Raw genomic sequence first — 14,153 nt, forward strand, 5'->3', positions numbered from 1 at the left:
GGAAAAGTTTACACCGTTTCTTCAACGATACGGTGGAATCCATGACTCCCTCGCTCCAGGACGCCGCCCGCCCCTTCTCCGCCGCCGCCCTCACCGACCTCGTCCCCGCCGGCACCCGGCTGCTCGCCCTCGGCGAACCCACCCACGGCGCCGAGGAGTTCCTCGACCTGCGCAACGAACTCTTCCGTCACCTGGTCGCCGACCACGGCTACCGCTCCATCGCCCTGGAGAGCGACTGCCTGGCCGCGCCCACCGTCGACGCGTACGTGGGCGGCGCGGAGGGCGAGCTGGACACCGTGCTGCGGGAAGGCCTGAGCCACGGGTTCGGCGCCTACGCCGGGAACCGCGAGCTCGTCCGCTGGATGCGGGAGTTCAACGCCGGACTCGGGGAGGGCGAGCGGCTGCGGTTCTACGGGGCGGACGGCCCGCTGGAGTACACCGGCGCCGCCGCACCCGGCCCCGCGCTCCTGCGGCTGCACGCCTTCCTGGCCGACCGGCTCCCGGCCGAACTGCTCCCCGAGCGGGCCGAGTTGCTGCACCTCTGCGGACCGGACGAGCGCTGGACCGAACCCGCCGCCGCACTCGACCCCACCCGCTCGGTGGGACGCACCGCGGAAGCCGCCCGACTCCGGCTGATCGCCGACGAGTTGGGGGTGCTCCTGGCCGCGCACCGCCCGCAGTTCGCCGCCACGGAAGCGGTTGCGGGCGCGGATGCGACCACGGATGCGGGCACGGCCGCGGACGCGCTCTGGCGGGCCGAACTCGACGCCCGCACCGCCACCGGCCTGCTCCGCTACCACGCGGCCACCGCCGGGGACGGCCCCGACCGGCTCAACTCCCTGATGCGGCAGCGCGACCTGATGATCGCCGACAACCTCGAAGCGATCCTCCGCCGCGAGGCCCGCCGCGGCCCGACCCTCGCCTTCGCCCACAACCGCCACCTCCAGCGCGAAGCCGGCCGCATCCCGCTCGGCGGCGGCCACCAACTCCTGTGGTGGAGCGCCGGATCCCTGCTCGAAGCCCGCCTCGACGGCGGCTACGCCTTCCTCGCCACCACCTTCGGCAACCGCGCCCCCGACGACCGCCCCGCCCCCGACACCCTCGAAGGCCTCCTCGCCACCCTCCCCGGCCCGCGCACCGTCCTCGACCCGGCCCCGCTCGCCGCGGCACTGGGGGAACCCGGGCGGGTCAAGGCCCGGGTCCCGGCCGACCACACGTACTTCGGGCTGGACCCGGCCGAGCTGGGCCGGGTCGACGGGGTGGTGTTCGTCCGGGACATCGCCCGGCAGCAGGGCCTGTTCGGGGGCGGGGAGGCGTGAGCGGACTCAGCAGGACGTCTCGACGAACAGCAGCACCCGGCCGTCGTCCCCGGTGAACTCGTACGCCAGGTAGGACGGCAGACCGTCCGCGCCGTACCCGGCCCTGGCCACCAGCCAGGCGGCGGGGCGCTCGGCCTCCGGCAGGAAGCGGGGGAACCAGCGCTCGGCCCGCTCGTCGTAGTGGTCGCCCATCGACATCACGTCGGCCTGCACCGCGAGCCGCTTCGCCCGGCGCGGGTCCAGCGGGCCCCGGACGAGCCGCCAGCGGCAGCCGTCCGCGTCGGTGAACCCGCGGGCCGCCACGGGCGGGAGGACGGACGGGCCGCGATCGACTGCCACGGGCTCGGCGGGTCGGGGGCTCGGTGGGTCGGGCGGCTCGGCGGGTCGGACGGCGGGCTTCCGGCGCTTCGGCATCCGCCCATCATGCCGGTGCGCCCGCGCCGAAAACGCGTGGCGGGGGCGGGCCGGGCGGGGGAGGATGCCCGGATGCGTCGTGTCTGGGAGGGACTGGCCGGGAACCCCGCGCTGCCCGCGGAGGCCGTGGAGCGGCTGGTCCGGCTCGTCGATCCGGACCTCTCCTCGGAGTTGGCCGAGCGGGCGGACCTGACCCAGCAGCAGGTCGAGGTGCTGGCGGAGCGCGGGGCCGCAGTGGCCGGGCAGTTGGTGGAGGCGGGCCGGTTGACGGCGCAGCGGGTCGACCCCCGGCGGCAGCCGTTCGCCGCGCTGGCGCTGCTGCGGGCCGGAAGGGCACCCGCCGGGTGGGCCGAGCTGCTGGCCGAACGGCCGGAGCTGTGGCCGGAGTTGGCGTCCGCCGAGCGGCTGCCCGCCGGGGTCGCGCGGCGGCTGCTCGCCACGGCGGACCAGGACGTCCTGGTCGCGCTCGCCGAGGCGCAGCCCGACCCCGGCGTCCTGGCCGCCCTCGCGGCGCACCCCTCGTCGTACGTCCGGCAGGCCGTCGGTTGGAACCCGGCCACCCCGTCCGACGTCCTCGCCGATCTACTCAACAACCGTCCACCGCTGCCGAGTTGCGAAACGTGCGAACGCCACCCCGTCCCGTGGACGCACCCGCCGGACTGCCCCGACCCGGACTGCGACCTGCCCGGCGGCGCCGCCTGCGACGGCAGCCACCAGTACGCCCGGCACACCGTCGTGGAGGCCGCCCTCGCACACCCGAACGCGCCCGCCGCCGACGCCCGGCGCCACCTGCACGACCCGTCCGGCCTGCTGCGCGCCCGACTCGCCGAACGCACCGACCTCGACCCGGACGCCTACGCCCAACTCGCCACCTCCACCGAGCCGTTCGTGCTCGCCGAGCTCGCCGAGAACCCGGCGGTCGGCGAGCGGCTGATCCGCGAACTCGCCGCCGTCCCGCACGAGAGCGTACGCCGGGCCGTGGTCTGCAACCCCGCCGTGCCGCTGGACCTCCTCGAACGGGCCTGGGAGGGCGTCGTCCTCAAGCTCGGGACGACGCTGCCGCCCCGGATCGCCGCCGCCGACCCCGCCGAGACCGAACGGCTCGCCGCCGCCGCGGACCCCGAACTGCGCCGCCTGCTCGCCCTGCGCCGCGACCTGCCCCCGCACGTCCGCGACCGCCTCGCCGCCGACCCGGAAGCCAGGGTCGCCAACGCCGTCGCACCCCACCCCGGCCTGGACGAACGGCAGTTGGCCGCCATGCACCAGCGCCACGGACGCCTCGTCGGCCCCGGCATCGCGGCCAACCCCGACGCCCCCACCGCCCTGCTGCGCGCCCTCACCACCGGCGAGCACAACGTGGCCACCCTGCGCGCCCTCGCCGTCCACCCCGCCGCCGACGGCGCCACCCTCACTGCCTGCCTGCGCGACCGCCGCGCCCGCGAACGGGCCGCCACCCACCCCGCCCTACCGCCCGACCGGATCCGCGCCCTCCTCGCCGACCCCGCCACCGCCCACCACGCCGCCGCCAACCCGTCCCTCCCGGCGGCCGACCTGCTGCGCCTGATGCCACCGACGCCGTAGCGTCCCCGAACGGAGCGGCGGCACGGCCGTCGGTGTGGTGCAGCAGGACGCTGCAGGCCTCGGTGTGCGTACCCGGTCGCCGGGCGGGAGTGGCCGTCGCCGTCGCCGTCCTCTCGTGGTGCAGGGGCGGTCGACGGGTCAGCGGCGGTGCCGCGCGGCCGGGTGGCTGGCGGGCAGCGCCCGGTCGCCGGATCCGGTCAGGCGCTCGCGCAGCGACTCGCCGTCCGCGTACGCGCCGCGGAACGCCCCGCGCTCGCGCAGGATCGGCAGCACCGACTCGACGAACTCGACCGTGGAGGCGGGCTGCACGGTCGGCGAGAGCAGGAAGCCGTCCAGGTCGGCGCCTTCGGCCAGGGCGCAGAGCTCGTCGGCGATCTCCTCGGCGGTGCCGACCACCGGGCGGGCGCCCACGCCGTGGGTGTGCCAGTCGGCGAGCACCTCGCCGACCGTCCTCCCGGCGAACCGGGCGACCTGGGTCTGCGACAGCTCGGTGGACAGCTCGCTCATCGGGGTGTCCGCCGGGTACGCGGACAGGTCCAGGCCGGTGAACATCGCGTACGAGGCGACGGTGACCTCGGGGCGCTGCGCGTCCAGGATCCGCTGCCAGCGGCGCTCGGCGTCCGAGGTGGTGGCGCCGACCACGCAGGAGAACGCCGACATCACCTTGACCTCGTCGGCCTTGCGCCCGGCCCGCACGGCCTCCGCGCGGATCGCCTTCGCGTGGCCCGCGAGCTGCTCGACGCTGCCGCTGCCGACGAACATGCACTCGCCGTGCCGCCCGCCGACCCGGCGGCCCGCCGGGGAGGCCCCGGCCTGGAACAGCACCGGGGTGCCCTGCGGGGAGCGGGCGGTGTTGCCGTAGCCGTGCGAGCGGAAGTACGGGCCCTCGTGCTCGACCGGGTGCACCTTGGCCGGGTCGGCGAAGCGGCCGGCCTTGTCCTTCTCCAGGGCGTCCGGCTCCCAGGCGCCCTCCCAGTACTTGTAGACCAGGTCGAGGAAGTCCTCGGCCATCGCGTACCGGTCGTCGTGCGCGACCATGTCCATCCCGAAGGCCTTGACCGCGGTGTCGGCGGTGCCGGTGGTGACCACGTTCCAGCCGAGGCGGCCGCCGGAGAGCTGGTCCAGGGTGGCCAGGCGGCGGGCGAAGCCGTACGGCGGCTCGACCAGCACCGAGCCGGTCACCACCAGGCCCAGGTCGGTGGTGGAGGCGAGCAGCGCCGAGGCGATCACGAACGGGTCCAGCCGGGGCAGGTCGAGGGTCTCCTCGGTGGCGATCGGCGGGCGCACCCCGTTGACCTCCGACCAGCCCCAGGCGTCGGCCAGGAACAGGAAGTCCAGCGTGGCGTCCTCGCACAGCCGGGCCACCTCCTGCCAGTAGCCGAGGGTGTCGAACAGGTGGCGGCGGCTGTCGGGGTGCCGCCAGGTGGCGGTGCCGCCGGCGTTGGTCTGGGCGTTCTCGAACAGGCCGAGCTTGAGGCTGCGCATGGGTGTTCTCCGTTGAACAGGCAAGCTTCACAATGAAATTGACGGAACGTCAGGAGTCGGCGTCGAGCTGCGCCGCGTAGGGCATCGAGGACTGGGCGCCGAGTCCGGTCACGGCCAGCGAGGCCGCCCGGACGGCGCGGGCCGCGGCGGCGGGCAGGTCGGCGCCGCGGGCCAGCGCGTCGGCGAGGGCGCCGCAGAAGGTGTCGCCCGCGCCGACGGTGTCGACGGCGTCCACCGCGGGGGCGGGCAGGTGGACGGCCGGGCGGCCCGGCTGCTTGACCAGCGCCCCGTCCGCGCCGAGCGTGACCACCACGGCCCCGCAGGGCAGGTCGGCGGCCGCCAGCAATTCGCGGGCGGCGGCCGGGCCGGAGACCGGCGCGGCGCCGAGCAGCGCGGCCAGCTCGCCCAGGTTGGGCACCAGGACGTCGACGGCGGCCAGCACCTCCGGGGCGACCGGACGGGCCGGGGCCGGGTTGAGGACGACCGTGCCGCCCTGCTCCCGGGCCCGCAGCACCGCGGCGGCCACCACCTCGGCGGCCACCTCGTGCTGCACCAGCAGCACCTCCCCGGGCGTGCGGGCCAGCCACTGCGGCAGGTCCTCGACCGAGAGCACGGCGTTGGCGCCGGGGTTGACCACGATGGTGTTCTCGCCCGCGCGGTCGACCACCACCGAGGCGATCCCGGTGCTCGCGTCCGGCGCGGTCAGCACCGCGTCCAGGTCGACGCCCTCGGCGGCCAGCACCCGGCGGATCGGCTCGCCGTCCGCCCCGATCCGGGCCACCAGGCGCACCTGCGAGCCGAGCCGGGCGGCCGCGACCGCCTGGTTGGCGCCCTTGCCGCCGACGCCCTCGACGAAGCCCCGGGCGAGTACGGTCTCGCCGGGTCGCGGCAGGTCCGCGACGGTCAGGACGAGGTCGCGGTTGACCGAGCCGACGACGGTGACGGGCGGCATCTGGAACTCCTCGGGAGCCGTGGGAGATCGATTTCCCACACTGTGGACCAGCACTCACGAGGCGTCAAGTACCCTCGTGCTGCGCATCGCGGCAGCTCAGGCCGCCCGGGCGCCGACCGCCGGAACGCGCCCCGACCGTCACCGCCCCGAGGCCGGGAACGCGCGGCACCGCCCTCGAACCGCCCTCGAACCGCCACCGAGACCGCCACCGAGACCGCTCCCGAGACCGCTCCGACCGGGGAGGACCCCACGTGACAGCGCCCCGACTCCTCGACGTGGCCGCCGCCGCCGGCGTCTCCCGGGCCACCGCCTCCCGCGTCCTGTCCGGCACCCCGCGCAACGTCGCCCCCGACCTGGCCCGCCGGGTCGAGGAGGCCGCCCGGCGCCTGGGCTACCGCACCAACCACTCCGCGCGGGCGCTGCGCACCGGCACCACCGGCACCGTCGGCGTGGTCGTCCCCTCGCTCGCCAACCCGTACTTCGTCCAGCTCGCCGACGCCCTCGCCCGGCAGGTCCGGGCCGCGGGCGGGCAGCTGGTGGTCTCCGACGCGGCGAACTCGCCCACCATCGAGGCCGAGCAGATCGAGACCCTGCTGGGCGGACGGGTGGACGGGCTGCTGGTCGTCCCGGTCTCCGCCGCGGCCTCCGGGGCCGCCGTCCGGGCCGCCGCCGAGCGCGCCCCCGTCGTGCTGTTCGACCGCTGGGCGCACGGCTCCGGCACCGTCGCCGTCACGCTCGACAACGCCGCCGCGATGCGCCTGCTGCTCGAGCACCTGGACGCCCTCGGCCGCCACCGGATCGCCCTGGTCGCCGCCGACCAGGCCTCCTCCTCCGGCGCGGAACGCCTCGCCGCCTTCACCGCCGCCCGCGGCGCCGACGCCACCACCGTCCTGCTGCCCAGCTTCACCACCGACGCGGGCCGCACCGCGGGTCGCCGGATCGCCGAACGCCGCGCCGAGGTCGACGCCGTCGTCTGCGGCGCGGACGTCCTCGCCGTCGGCCTGGTCAGCACCCTGCAGCGCGCGGCGGTCTCCGTGCCCGGCGAGATCGCCGTCACCGGCTTCGACGACACCGAGATGCTCGAACTCCTCGACCCCCCGATCACCTCCATCCGCCACCCGCTCGCCGACATGGCCGAGCGCGCCCTCGCCCTGCTCCGGGGTCCCGCCGCCGACCGCACCGAACGGGTCGAACGCTTCGCCCCGCAGCTCGTCGTCCGCGCCTCCACCGACGCGGACGCGCACGCCTGACGCGACGTCGACTCACCAGTGCGGGTCGGGGTCCCACCCCTCGAACCCCTCGTCCTCCCACGGCTCGACCGCCGACCTCGCGGACCCCGCGGGCACGAACCGGACCGGCGGCGGGCCGTCGGCGTACGCGCTCGGGCGGCGGCCGGTGAACAGCCGGAACAGGTACTGGCCGACCGGGCCGTCGAAGCGCTCCCACTCCGCAGCCGTGCCGTCGGCGCCGTTGCTCAGGACCGGCCACCGGTCCGGGTCGCCCGCGTCGGTCAGCCAGTACGCCTGCAACTGGCCGTCCTCGCCGTCCGCCCACTGCAGCAGCCCGCCCGGCGCGGGGAACACCGGGTACGGATCGAGCCGCCCGGGCCACTCGGCCGCCGCTCCGGCCAACTGCGCCGCGTTGCCCTCCAGGTCCAGCCGCGGGTCGGGCGCCCCCGGCACCAGCAGCGACAACCCGTCGAACGCCCCCGCCCCGAACCGCTCCACCAACAGCCGGTAGCCGAGCGGCAGCCGCACCCCCAACCGGGCCTCCACCCCCGCCCAGTCGACCTCCCGCCGCGCCCCCCGCCACCCGACCAGCCCGGCCAGCCGCTCGTTCCACGCCTCCGCCAGATCCATCCCCGGAGCGTACGGCCTCCCACCCACACACCCCGTGCCCTCCCACCCCGACGGTCGGCGCGGGTCCAGCGGCTCGACCGCGTGCGCGTCGAAGAGCCGCTCCGGCGCCTCGTGGCCGTGCGCGCGCCGGAAGGCCGCCGCGGCGGCCGCGACGCGCCGCCGCCGCGTTCGTGGTGCGCCGTCCGGGTGCTCGTCAGTCGGTGCGCTCCGCGAACGCCCGGTTGAGGTGGGCGCGGAGTTGGAGCCAGGTGGGGTCGTCGGGGGAGGCGTCGGTGACCTCGGCCAGTTTCTCCCGGTCCCAGTCGTGATCGCCGTCGGTGAAGTCCAGGTGGCCGTCGAGGTCGCCGTCGGCGGGGACGTCCCCGGTGGCGGCCAGGAACGCCGCCGCGTCCTCGCCCGCCGTGGTGGCCGGGGTCGGGGCCTCGCCCCCGGTGGACACCGTCAGCAGGGTCAGGCTGCCGTCCTCCCGGGCGACCAGCAGTTCGCCGGCGGCGGTCGCGGCCAGCGCGGTGACCGCCGCGTCGTCCGGGTCCCCGTGCTCGACGGCCTCCAGGGCCTCCACGTCCAGTTCGATCAGGGCGCCGCCGGGGGTGCCGATCCACAGCACGCCGGAGCGGGGACCGAAGGCGAGGTTGTGGCGGGGCCAGTCGCCGTCCTCGGCGAGGGCGGTGTGCAGGACCTTGCGCAGGGAGGGGAAGGCGAAGACGTCCAGCGAGTCGACGTAGGCGTTGCCGCGGAGGGCGAGGTGGCGCCCGTCGGGGCTGAACAGCGGGGTGCCGTAGCCGTCGACGTCGAGGACCAGGGCCCGCCGCTGCTGCCGCATCGCCCCGCCCGCGCCGCCGGGGCGGGCGAACACGCAGAAGGTGGCGCCCTGGTCGCTGACCAGGGTGGCGACCAGCTCGCCGGAGGGGTGCGCGCCGACGCCGGTGTCCCACCAGCGGGCGGGGGAGGCGGCGCCGGTGGCGGGGTCGAGGACGGCCGAGGTGTCGTCGCCGTCGGACGTCGAGGTCCACAGGGCGCGGCCGTCGGGGCTGTACGCGAGCGCGTCGCAGCCGTCGGGGGCGGGCAGCGGCGCGACCGGGCCGCCGGGCGTCCAGCGCCGCAGCGCGTTCCCGTCGGCGACGGTCAGCAGGGGTTCGTGCGGGTGCCAGGCGATCGCGGGCGGGCGGTAGTCGCCCCAGGGGGTGAAGGCGAGCGCGACGTCGAAGGAGGCGAGTTCGCCCAGCCCTCCGCCGGAGCAGTCCCAGACCCGGACGCGCGAGCGCTCGGCGTCCTCGTCGGTGCTGATCCCGGCGGCCAGCGGGAGGCGGGGGTGGCAGGCCAGCAGGTCCACCAGGAGGTCCTCTTCGGCCAACAGGCGGGCCGCGACGGCGAGATCGGTCATGGCGGCACCCTAGAAGAAGGGTGCGACAGTGCGCAGGCCGACCGCATCCTTGCATGATTTTGCTGGGGTGCGTATATTCATGCTGGGCTTCAGGAGGGAATGCCATGGTATTGCGAGTAGCCGTCGCCGGAGCGAGCGGATACGCGGGCGGTGAGGTGCTGCGACTGCTGCAGGCGCACCCCGAGGTGGAGATCGGAGCGCTGACCGGCGGCTCCAACGCGGGCCAGCGCTTCGGCGCGCTGCAGCCGCACCTGATCGGCCTGGCCGACCGGGTGCTGGAGCCGACCAACCCGCAGACGCTGGCGGGACACGACATCGTCTTCCTCGGCCTGCCGCACGGCCAGTCCGCCGAGATCGCCGCCCAGTTGGGCGAGGACGTCCTGGTGGTCGACCTGGGCGCCGACCACCGGCTGAAGTCCTCGGCCGACTGGGAGCAGTTCTACGGCTCCCCGCACGCGGGGACGTGGCCCTACGGCCTGCCCGAGCTGCCCGGCCACCGCGAGGCGCTGCGCGGCAGCAAGCGGATCGCCGTCCCCGGCTGCTACCCGACCGCCGTCACGCTCGCCATGTACCCGATGTACGCCGCGGGCCTGGCCGAGCCGGAGGCCGTGATCACCGCCGCCTCCGGCACCTCCGGCGCGGGCAAGGCCGTCAAGGCGCACCTGCTGGGCAGCGAGGTGATGGGCTCGATGAGCCCGTACGGCGTCGGCGGCGGCCACCGGCACACCCCGGAGATGGCGCAGAACCTGACCCCGCTCGCGGGCGAGCCGGTCACCGTCTCCTTCACGCCCACCCTGGCGCCGATGCCGCGCGGCATCCTCGCCACCTGCTCGGCCAAGGCCCGGCCCGGCACCACCGGCGCCGAGCTGCGCGCCGCGTACGAGAAGGCGTACGGCGCCGAGCCGTTCGTCCAGTTCCTGCCCGAGGGCCAGTGGCCGCACACCTCGTCCGTGTACGGCTCGAACGCCGCGGTGCTGCAGGTGGCGCTGGACGAGCACGCCGGGCGGATCATCGCGATCAGCGCGATCGACAACCTGGTGAAGGGCACCGCGGGCGGCGCGGTGCAGAGCATGAACATCGCCCTCGGCCTCCCCGAGGAGCTCGGCCTCCCGCTGAACGGAGTCGCACCGTGACCACCCAGGACCAGCCCACCGGCAACATCGGCGTCACCGCGGCCAAGGGCTTCCGCGCGGCGGGCGTCACCGCGGGCATCAAGGCCTCCGGCACCCCGGACCTCGCGCTGGTCGTCAACGACGGCCCGCAGCACGCCGCGGCCGGCGTGTTCACCTCCAACCGGGTGCACGCCGCGCCGGTGAAGTGGTCGCGCCAGGTGCTGAACGACGGCGAACTGGCCGCCGTCGTCCTCAACTCCGGCGGCGCCAACGCCTGCACCGGCCCCGAGGGCTTCCAGGACACCCACGCCACCGCCGAGAAGGTCGCCGCCGAACTCGGCATCGGCGCCATCGAGGTCGCGGTCTGCTCCACCGGCCTGATCGGCGTCCGGCTGCCGATGGACAAGCTGCTGCCCGGCGTCGAGCTCGCGGTGAAGGCCCTCAGCGACACCGGCGGCGAGAGCGCCGCGATCGCCATCAAGACCACCGACACCGTGCACAAGACCGCCCAGGTCACCGCCCCCGCGGGCTGGACGGTCGGCGGCATGGCCAAGGGCGCGGGCATGCTCGCCCCCGGCCTGGCCACCATGCTGGTCGTGCTCACCACCGACGCCGAGGTCGACTCCGCCGCCCTGGACGCCGCGCTGCGCGACGCCACCCGCACCACCTTCGACCGGGTCGACTCCGACGGCTGCATGTCCACCAACGACACCGTGCTGCTGCTGGCCTCCGGCGCCTCCGGCGTCGCCCCCGGGCGGGCCGAGTTCGCCGAGGCCGTGCGCGCCGTCTGCGCCGACCTGGCCCGCCAGCTGATCGGCGACGCCGAGGGCGCCTCCAAGGACATCCGGATCGAGGTCGTCAACGCCGCGACCGAGGACGAGGCCGTCGACGTCGCCCGCACCGTCTCCCGCAGCAACCTGCTCAAGTGCGCCATCCACGGCGAGGACCCCAACTGGGGCCGGGTGCTGTCCGCGATCGGCACCACCTCCGCCGCCTTCGACCCCGACCGGCTGGACGTCGCCATCAACGGCGTCTGGGTCTGCCGCAACGGCGGCGTCGGCGAGGACCGCGACCTGGTCTCGATGAAGGACCGCGAGGTCGTCATCACCGCCGACCTGAAGGCCGGTCAGGCCTCGGCCACCGTCTGGACCAACGACCTGACCGCCGAGTACGTGCACGAGAACAGCGCCTACTCCAGCTGACCCGAGGGGGGTCCTCCCACCGCCATGCAGATCGCACCCAAGGGCGAACAGGCCCGCAGCAACGCCGCCCTGCCCAAGGCCCGCACCCTGATCGAGGCGCTGCCCTGGCTGGAGCGCTTCCACGGCAAGACCGTGGTCATCAAGTTCGGCGGCAACGCCATGGTCGACGAGGACCTCAAGGCCGCGTTCGCCCAGGACGTCGTCTTCCTCCGCTACGCCGGCCTGCACCCCGTCGTGGTGCACGGCGGCGGCCCGCAGATCAGCGCCCAGCTCGACCGGCTCGGCCTGGAATCCTCCTTCACCGCGGGCCTGCGCGTCACCACCCCCGAGACCATGGACGTGGTCCGGATGGTGCTCGCCGGCCAGGTCCAGCGCGAGCTGGTCGGCCTGCTCAACGCGCACGGCCCGTTCGCCGTCGGCATGACCGGCGAGGACGCCCACACCATGACCGCCGTCAAGCGCTACGCCGTGGTCGACGGCGAGCAGGTCGACATCGGCCTGGTCGGCGACATCGTCAACATCGAGGCGGGCGCGGTCAAGGCGCTGATCGCCGACGGCCGGATCCCGGTGATCTCCTCGATCGCCCGCAGCGCCGACGGCCACGTCTACAACATCAACGCCGACACCGCCGCCGCCGCGATGGCGGTCGCGCTCGGCGCCGAGATGCTGGTCGTGCTCACCGACGTCGAGGGCCTGTACAAGGACTGGCCGAACTCCGACGACGTGATCAGCCAGCTGAGCGCCGGCGAGCTGGAGGAGATGCTCCCCACCCTGGCCTCCGGCATGCTCCCCAAGATGGAGGGCTGCCTGCGCGCCGTCCGCTCCGGCGTGGGCACCGCCCGCGTCCTGGACGGCCGCGTCCAGCACAGCCTGCTGCTGGAGATCTTCACCGACGAGGGCATCGGCACCATGGTCGTGCCGGACGACGACAGCACCGTACTGGGGGGCCTGGCATGAGCAGCAACGACGCCGTCATCGAGCGGTACAGGCACAGCCTGATGAACAACTACGGCACCCCGCGGATCCCGCTGGCGCGCGGCGAGGGCGCGCTGCTGTGGGACGCCGACGGCAAGCAGTACCTCGACCTGGTCGGCGGCATCGCGGTCAACGCGCTGGGCACCGCCCACCCCGCGATCGTCGAGGCCGTGACGCGGCAGCTCACCACCCTGGGCCACGTCTCCAACCTGTTCACGGCCGAGCCGACGATCGAGCTCGCCGAGAAGCTGATCGAGCTGTCCGGCCGCCCGGGCAAGGTGTTCTTCTGCAACTCCGGCACCGAGGCCAACGAGGCCGCCTTCAAGATCTCCCGGCTGACCGGCCGCACCCACCTGGTCTCCCTCCAGGGCGCCTTCCACGGCCGCACCATGGGCGCCCTCGCGCTCACCGCCCAGCCCGGCAAGCAGGAGCCGTTCAAGCCGCTGCCCGGCGACGTCACGTACGTCCCGTTCGGCGACGTCGAGGCCCTGCGCGCCGCCGTCACCACCGAGACCGCCGCGGTCTTCCTGGAGCCGATCCAGGGCGAGAACGGCGCCATCCCGCTCCCGGACGGCTACCTGCAGGCGGCCCGCGAGATCACCCGGGCCACCGGCACCCTGCTGGTCCTGGACGAGATCCAGACCGGCACCGGCCGCACCGGCCACTGGTTCGCCCACCAGGCGTACGAGGGCGTCGACCCCGACCTCGTCACCCTCGCCAAGGGCCTGGGCGGCGGACTGCCGATCGGCGCCGTGCTCGCCTTCGGCCCGACCGCCGACCTGCTCGGCCCCGGCCACCACGGCACCACCTTCGGCGGCAACCCGGTGGTCGCCGCCGCAGGCCTGGCCGTGCTGCGCACCATCACGGAACAGGGCCTGCTGGAGCACGCCGCCAAGCTCGGCGAGCGGCTGCGCACCGGCATCGAGGCGATCGGCGACCCGCTGGTCGACCACGTCCGGGGCAAGGGCCTGCTGCTGGGCATCGTGCTGACCGAGCCGGTGGCCGGGAAGGTCCAGGCCGCCGCGCAGGAGGCGGGCTTCCTGGTCAACGCCGCCGTCGCGGACGCCGTCCGGCTGGTTCCGCCGCTGATCCTCACCGAGGAGCAGGCCGACGCCTTCCTCGCCGCCCTGCCCGCGATCCTCCGGACGGTCCGCGAAGCCGCCCCCGACGCGACCAGCTGAGCGTCCTTCAGGAGAATCATCAGTTATGACCGAACCCCGCCCCGAGCACACGACCCCCGCCACCGGCCCCACGCCGCAGGTCCCGCAGACCCGCACCGCGCGCCACCGGCGGATCGTGGACCTGCTGACCCGTCAGCCCGTCCGCTCGCAGAGCCAGCTCGCCAAGCTGCTCGCCGACGACGGACTCGTGGTCACCCAGGCCACCCTCTCCCGGGACCTGGACGAGCTCGGAGCGGTGAAGATCCGCAACCGGGACGGCGCGCTCATCTACGCCGTCCCGGCCGAGGGCGGGGACCGCACCCCGCGCGCCCCGATGGGCGAGTCCGCCAGCGAGGCCCGGATGGCCCGGCTGGCGGGCGAGCTGATGGTCTCCGCCACCGCCTCCGGCAACCTGGTGGTGCTGCGCACCCCGCCCGGCGCGGCCCAGTTCCTGGCCTCCGCGATCGACACCGCCGAGGTGTTCGAGATCCTCGGCACCATCGCCGGGGACGACACCGTGCTGCTGATCAGCCGCGACGCGGCGGGCGGGCAGGCGCTGGCCGACCACCTGATGCAACTCGCCCAGGCCAAGTCGCAGTAGCCTCCCGCCCGTTTCAAACGCGCTGTGCGGTACTGGTTTGTGAACTCATACGCGGTGGTGCATACTTATGCCTAACGCCGCATGGAACCTTGTTTGTGAATGGAGATAG

At 75.0% G+C, this 14,153-nt stretch carries 13 protein-coding genes; 8 read left to right on the top strand and 5 right to left on the bottom strand.

What is annotated here, in order from left to right:
- The first annotated feature begins 41 nt into the window (after nucleotides 1-41).
- Nucleotides 42-1,319: an erythromycin esterase family protein gene (locus tag ACFY00_RS19195; RefSeq protein WP_388032688.1), complete on the top strand. Its 1,278-nt coding sequence runs from the start codon at nucleotides 42-44 to the stop codon at nucleotides 1,317-1,319.
- Nucleotides 1,320-1,325: 6 nt separating this feature from the next.
- Here ACFY00_RS19195 and ACFY00_RS19200 read toward each other — a convergent pair whose 3' ends face one another.
- A complete protein-coding gene (locus ACFY00_RS19200; RefSeq protein ID WP_388032689.1) occupies nucleotides 1,326-1,658 on the bottom strand; it encodes a hypothetical protein in 333 nt (110 codons plus the stop codon).
- A gap of 147 nt (nucleotides 1,659-1,805) precedes the next feature.
- On the opposite strand from ACFY00_RS19200, the gene ACFY00_RS19205 reads away from it, so the two are divergent.
- Nucleotides 1,806-3,314 carry a hypothetical protein gene (locus ACFY00_RS19205; RefSeq protein WP_388032690.1) on the top strand — a complete coding sequence of 503 codons (1,509 nt, stop codon included), beginning with the start codon at nucleotides 1,806-1,808 and terminating at the stop codon, nucleotides 3,312-3,314.
- Nucleotides 3,315-3,452: 138 nt separating this feature from the next.
- On the opposite strand, the gene ACFY00_RS19210 is transcribed toward ACFY00_RS19205, so the two are convergent.
- Together ACFY00_RS19210 and ACFY00_RS19215 are read right to left on the bottom strand one after the other, a co-directional pair.
- The gene (locus ACFY00_RS19210) at nucleotides 3,453-4,799 is read right to left on the bottom strand and encodes an NtaA/DmoA family FMN-dependent monooxygenase (protein ID WP_388032691.1); all 1,347 of its coding nucleotides are present in this window, start codon (nucleotides 4,797-4,799) and stop codon (nucleotides 3,453-3,455) included.
- Nucleotides 4,800-4,848: 49 nt separating this feature from the next.
- Complete coding sequence (locus ACFY00_RS19215; protein WP_388032692.1) at nucleotides 4,849-5,751, bottom strand: ribokinase; 903 nt, start codon at nucleotides 5,749-5,751, stop codon at nucleotides 4,849-4,851.
- A gap of 251 nt (nucleotides 5,752-6,002) precedes the next feature.
- On the opposite strand from ACFY00_RS19215, the gene ACFY00_RS19220 reads away from it, so the two are divergent.
- Nucleotides 6,003-7,001, top strand: a complete 999-nt coding sequence (locus ACFY00_RS19220) for a LacI family DNA-binding transcriptional regulator (protein ID WP_388032693.1) — start codon at nucleotides 6,003-6,005, stop codon at nucleotides 6,999-7,001.
- A 12-nt stretch (nucleotides 7,002-7,013) separates the two neighbouring features.
- On the opposite strand, the gene ACFY00_RS19225 is transcribed toward ACFY00_RS19220, so the two are convergent.
- Both ACFY00_RS19225 and ACFY00_RS19230 read right to left on the bottom strand, forming a co-directional pair.
- Nucleotides 7,014-7,610 carry a hypothetical protein gene (locus ACFY00_RS19225; protein ID WP_388032694.1) on the bottom strand — a complete coding sequence of 199 codons (597 nt, stop codon included), beginning with the start codon at nucleotides 7,608-7,610 and terminating at the stop codon, nucleotides 7,014-7,016.
- Between the two features lie 193 nt (nucleotides 7,611-7,803).
- On the bottom strand, nucleotides 7,804-8,994 hold the full coding sequence (locus ACFY00_RS19230; RefSeq protein WP_388032695.1) for a hypothetical protein: 1,191 nt from the start codon (nucleotides 8,992-8,994) through the stop codon (nucleotides 7,804-7,806).
- Nucleotides 8,995-9,098: 104 nt separating this feature from the next.
- On the opposite strand from ACFY00_RS19230, the gene argC reads away from it, so the two are divergent.
- The 5 genes from argC to ACFY00_RS19255 are packed head-to-tail and all read left to right on the top strand — an operon-like array spanning nucleotide 9,099 to nucleotide 14,044.
- Nucleotides 9,099-10,127: an N-acetyl-gamma-glutamyl-phosphate reductase gene (gene argC, locus ACFY00_RS19235; protein ID WP_388032696.1), complete on the top strand. Its 1,029-nt coding sequence runs from the start codon at nucleotides 9,099-9,101 to the stop codon at nucleotides 10,125-10,127.
- 26 nt (nucleotides 10,128-10,153) lie between these two features.
- Nucleotides 10,154-11,308: a bifunctional glutamate N-acetyltransferase/amino-acid acetyltransferase ArgJ gene (gene argJ / locus ACFY00_RS19240; RefSeq protein WP_388032784.1), complete on the top strand. Its 1,155-nt coding sequence runs from the start codon at nucleotides 10,154-10,156 to the stop codon at nucleotides 11,306-11,308.
- 24 nt (nucleotides 11,309-11,332) lie between these two features.
- The gene (gene argB, locus ACFY00_RS19245; protein ID WP_388032697.1) at nucleotides 11,333-12,265 is read left to right on the top strand and encodes an acetylglutamate kinase; all 933 of its coding nucleotides are present in this window, start codon (nucleotides 11,333-11,335) and stop codon (nucleotides 12,263-12,265) included.
- Entirely contained in the window at nucleotides 12,262-13,464 is a 1,203-nt protein-coding gene (locus tag ACFY00_RS19250) for an acetylornithine transaminase (protein ID WP_388032698.1), read from the top strand. Before argB ends, ACFY00_RS19250 begins: the two co-directional genes overlap by 4 nt.
- A 25-nt stretch (nucleotides 13,465-13,489) precedes the next feature.
- On the top strand, nucleotides 13,490-14,044 hold the full coding sequence (locus ACFY00_RS19255; protein ID WP_033211503.1) for an arginine repressor: 555 nt from the start codon (nucleotides 13,490-13,492) through the stop codon (nucleotides 14,042-14,044).
- Nucleotides 14,045-14,153: the final 109 nt, after the last annotated feature.

The sequence above is a fragment of the Kitasatospora sp. NPDC001540 genome (assembly GCF_042894345.1).
GTDB classification, from domain to species: domain Bacteria; phylum Actinomycetota; class Actinomycetes; order Streptomycetales; family Streptomycetaceae; genus Kitasatospora; species Kitasatospora phosalacinea_C.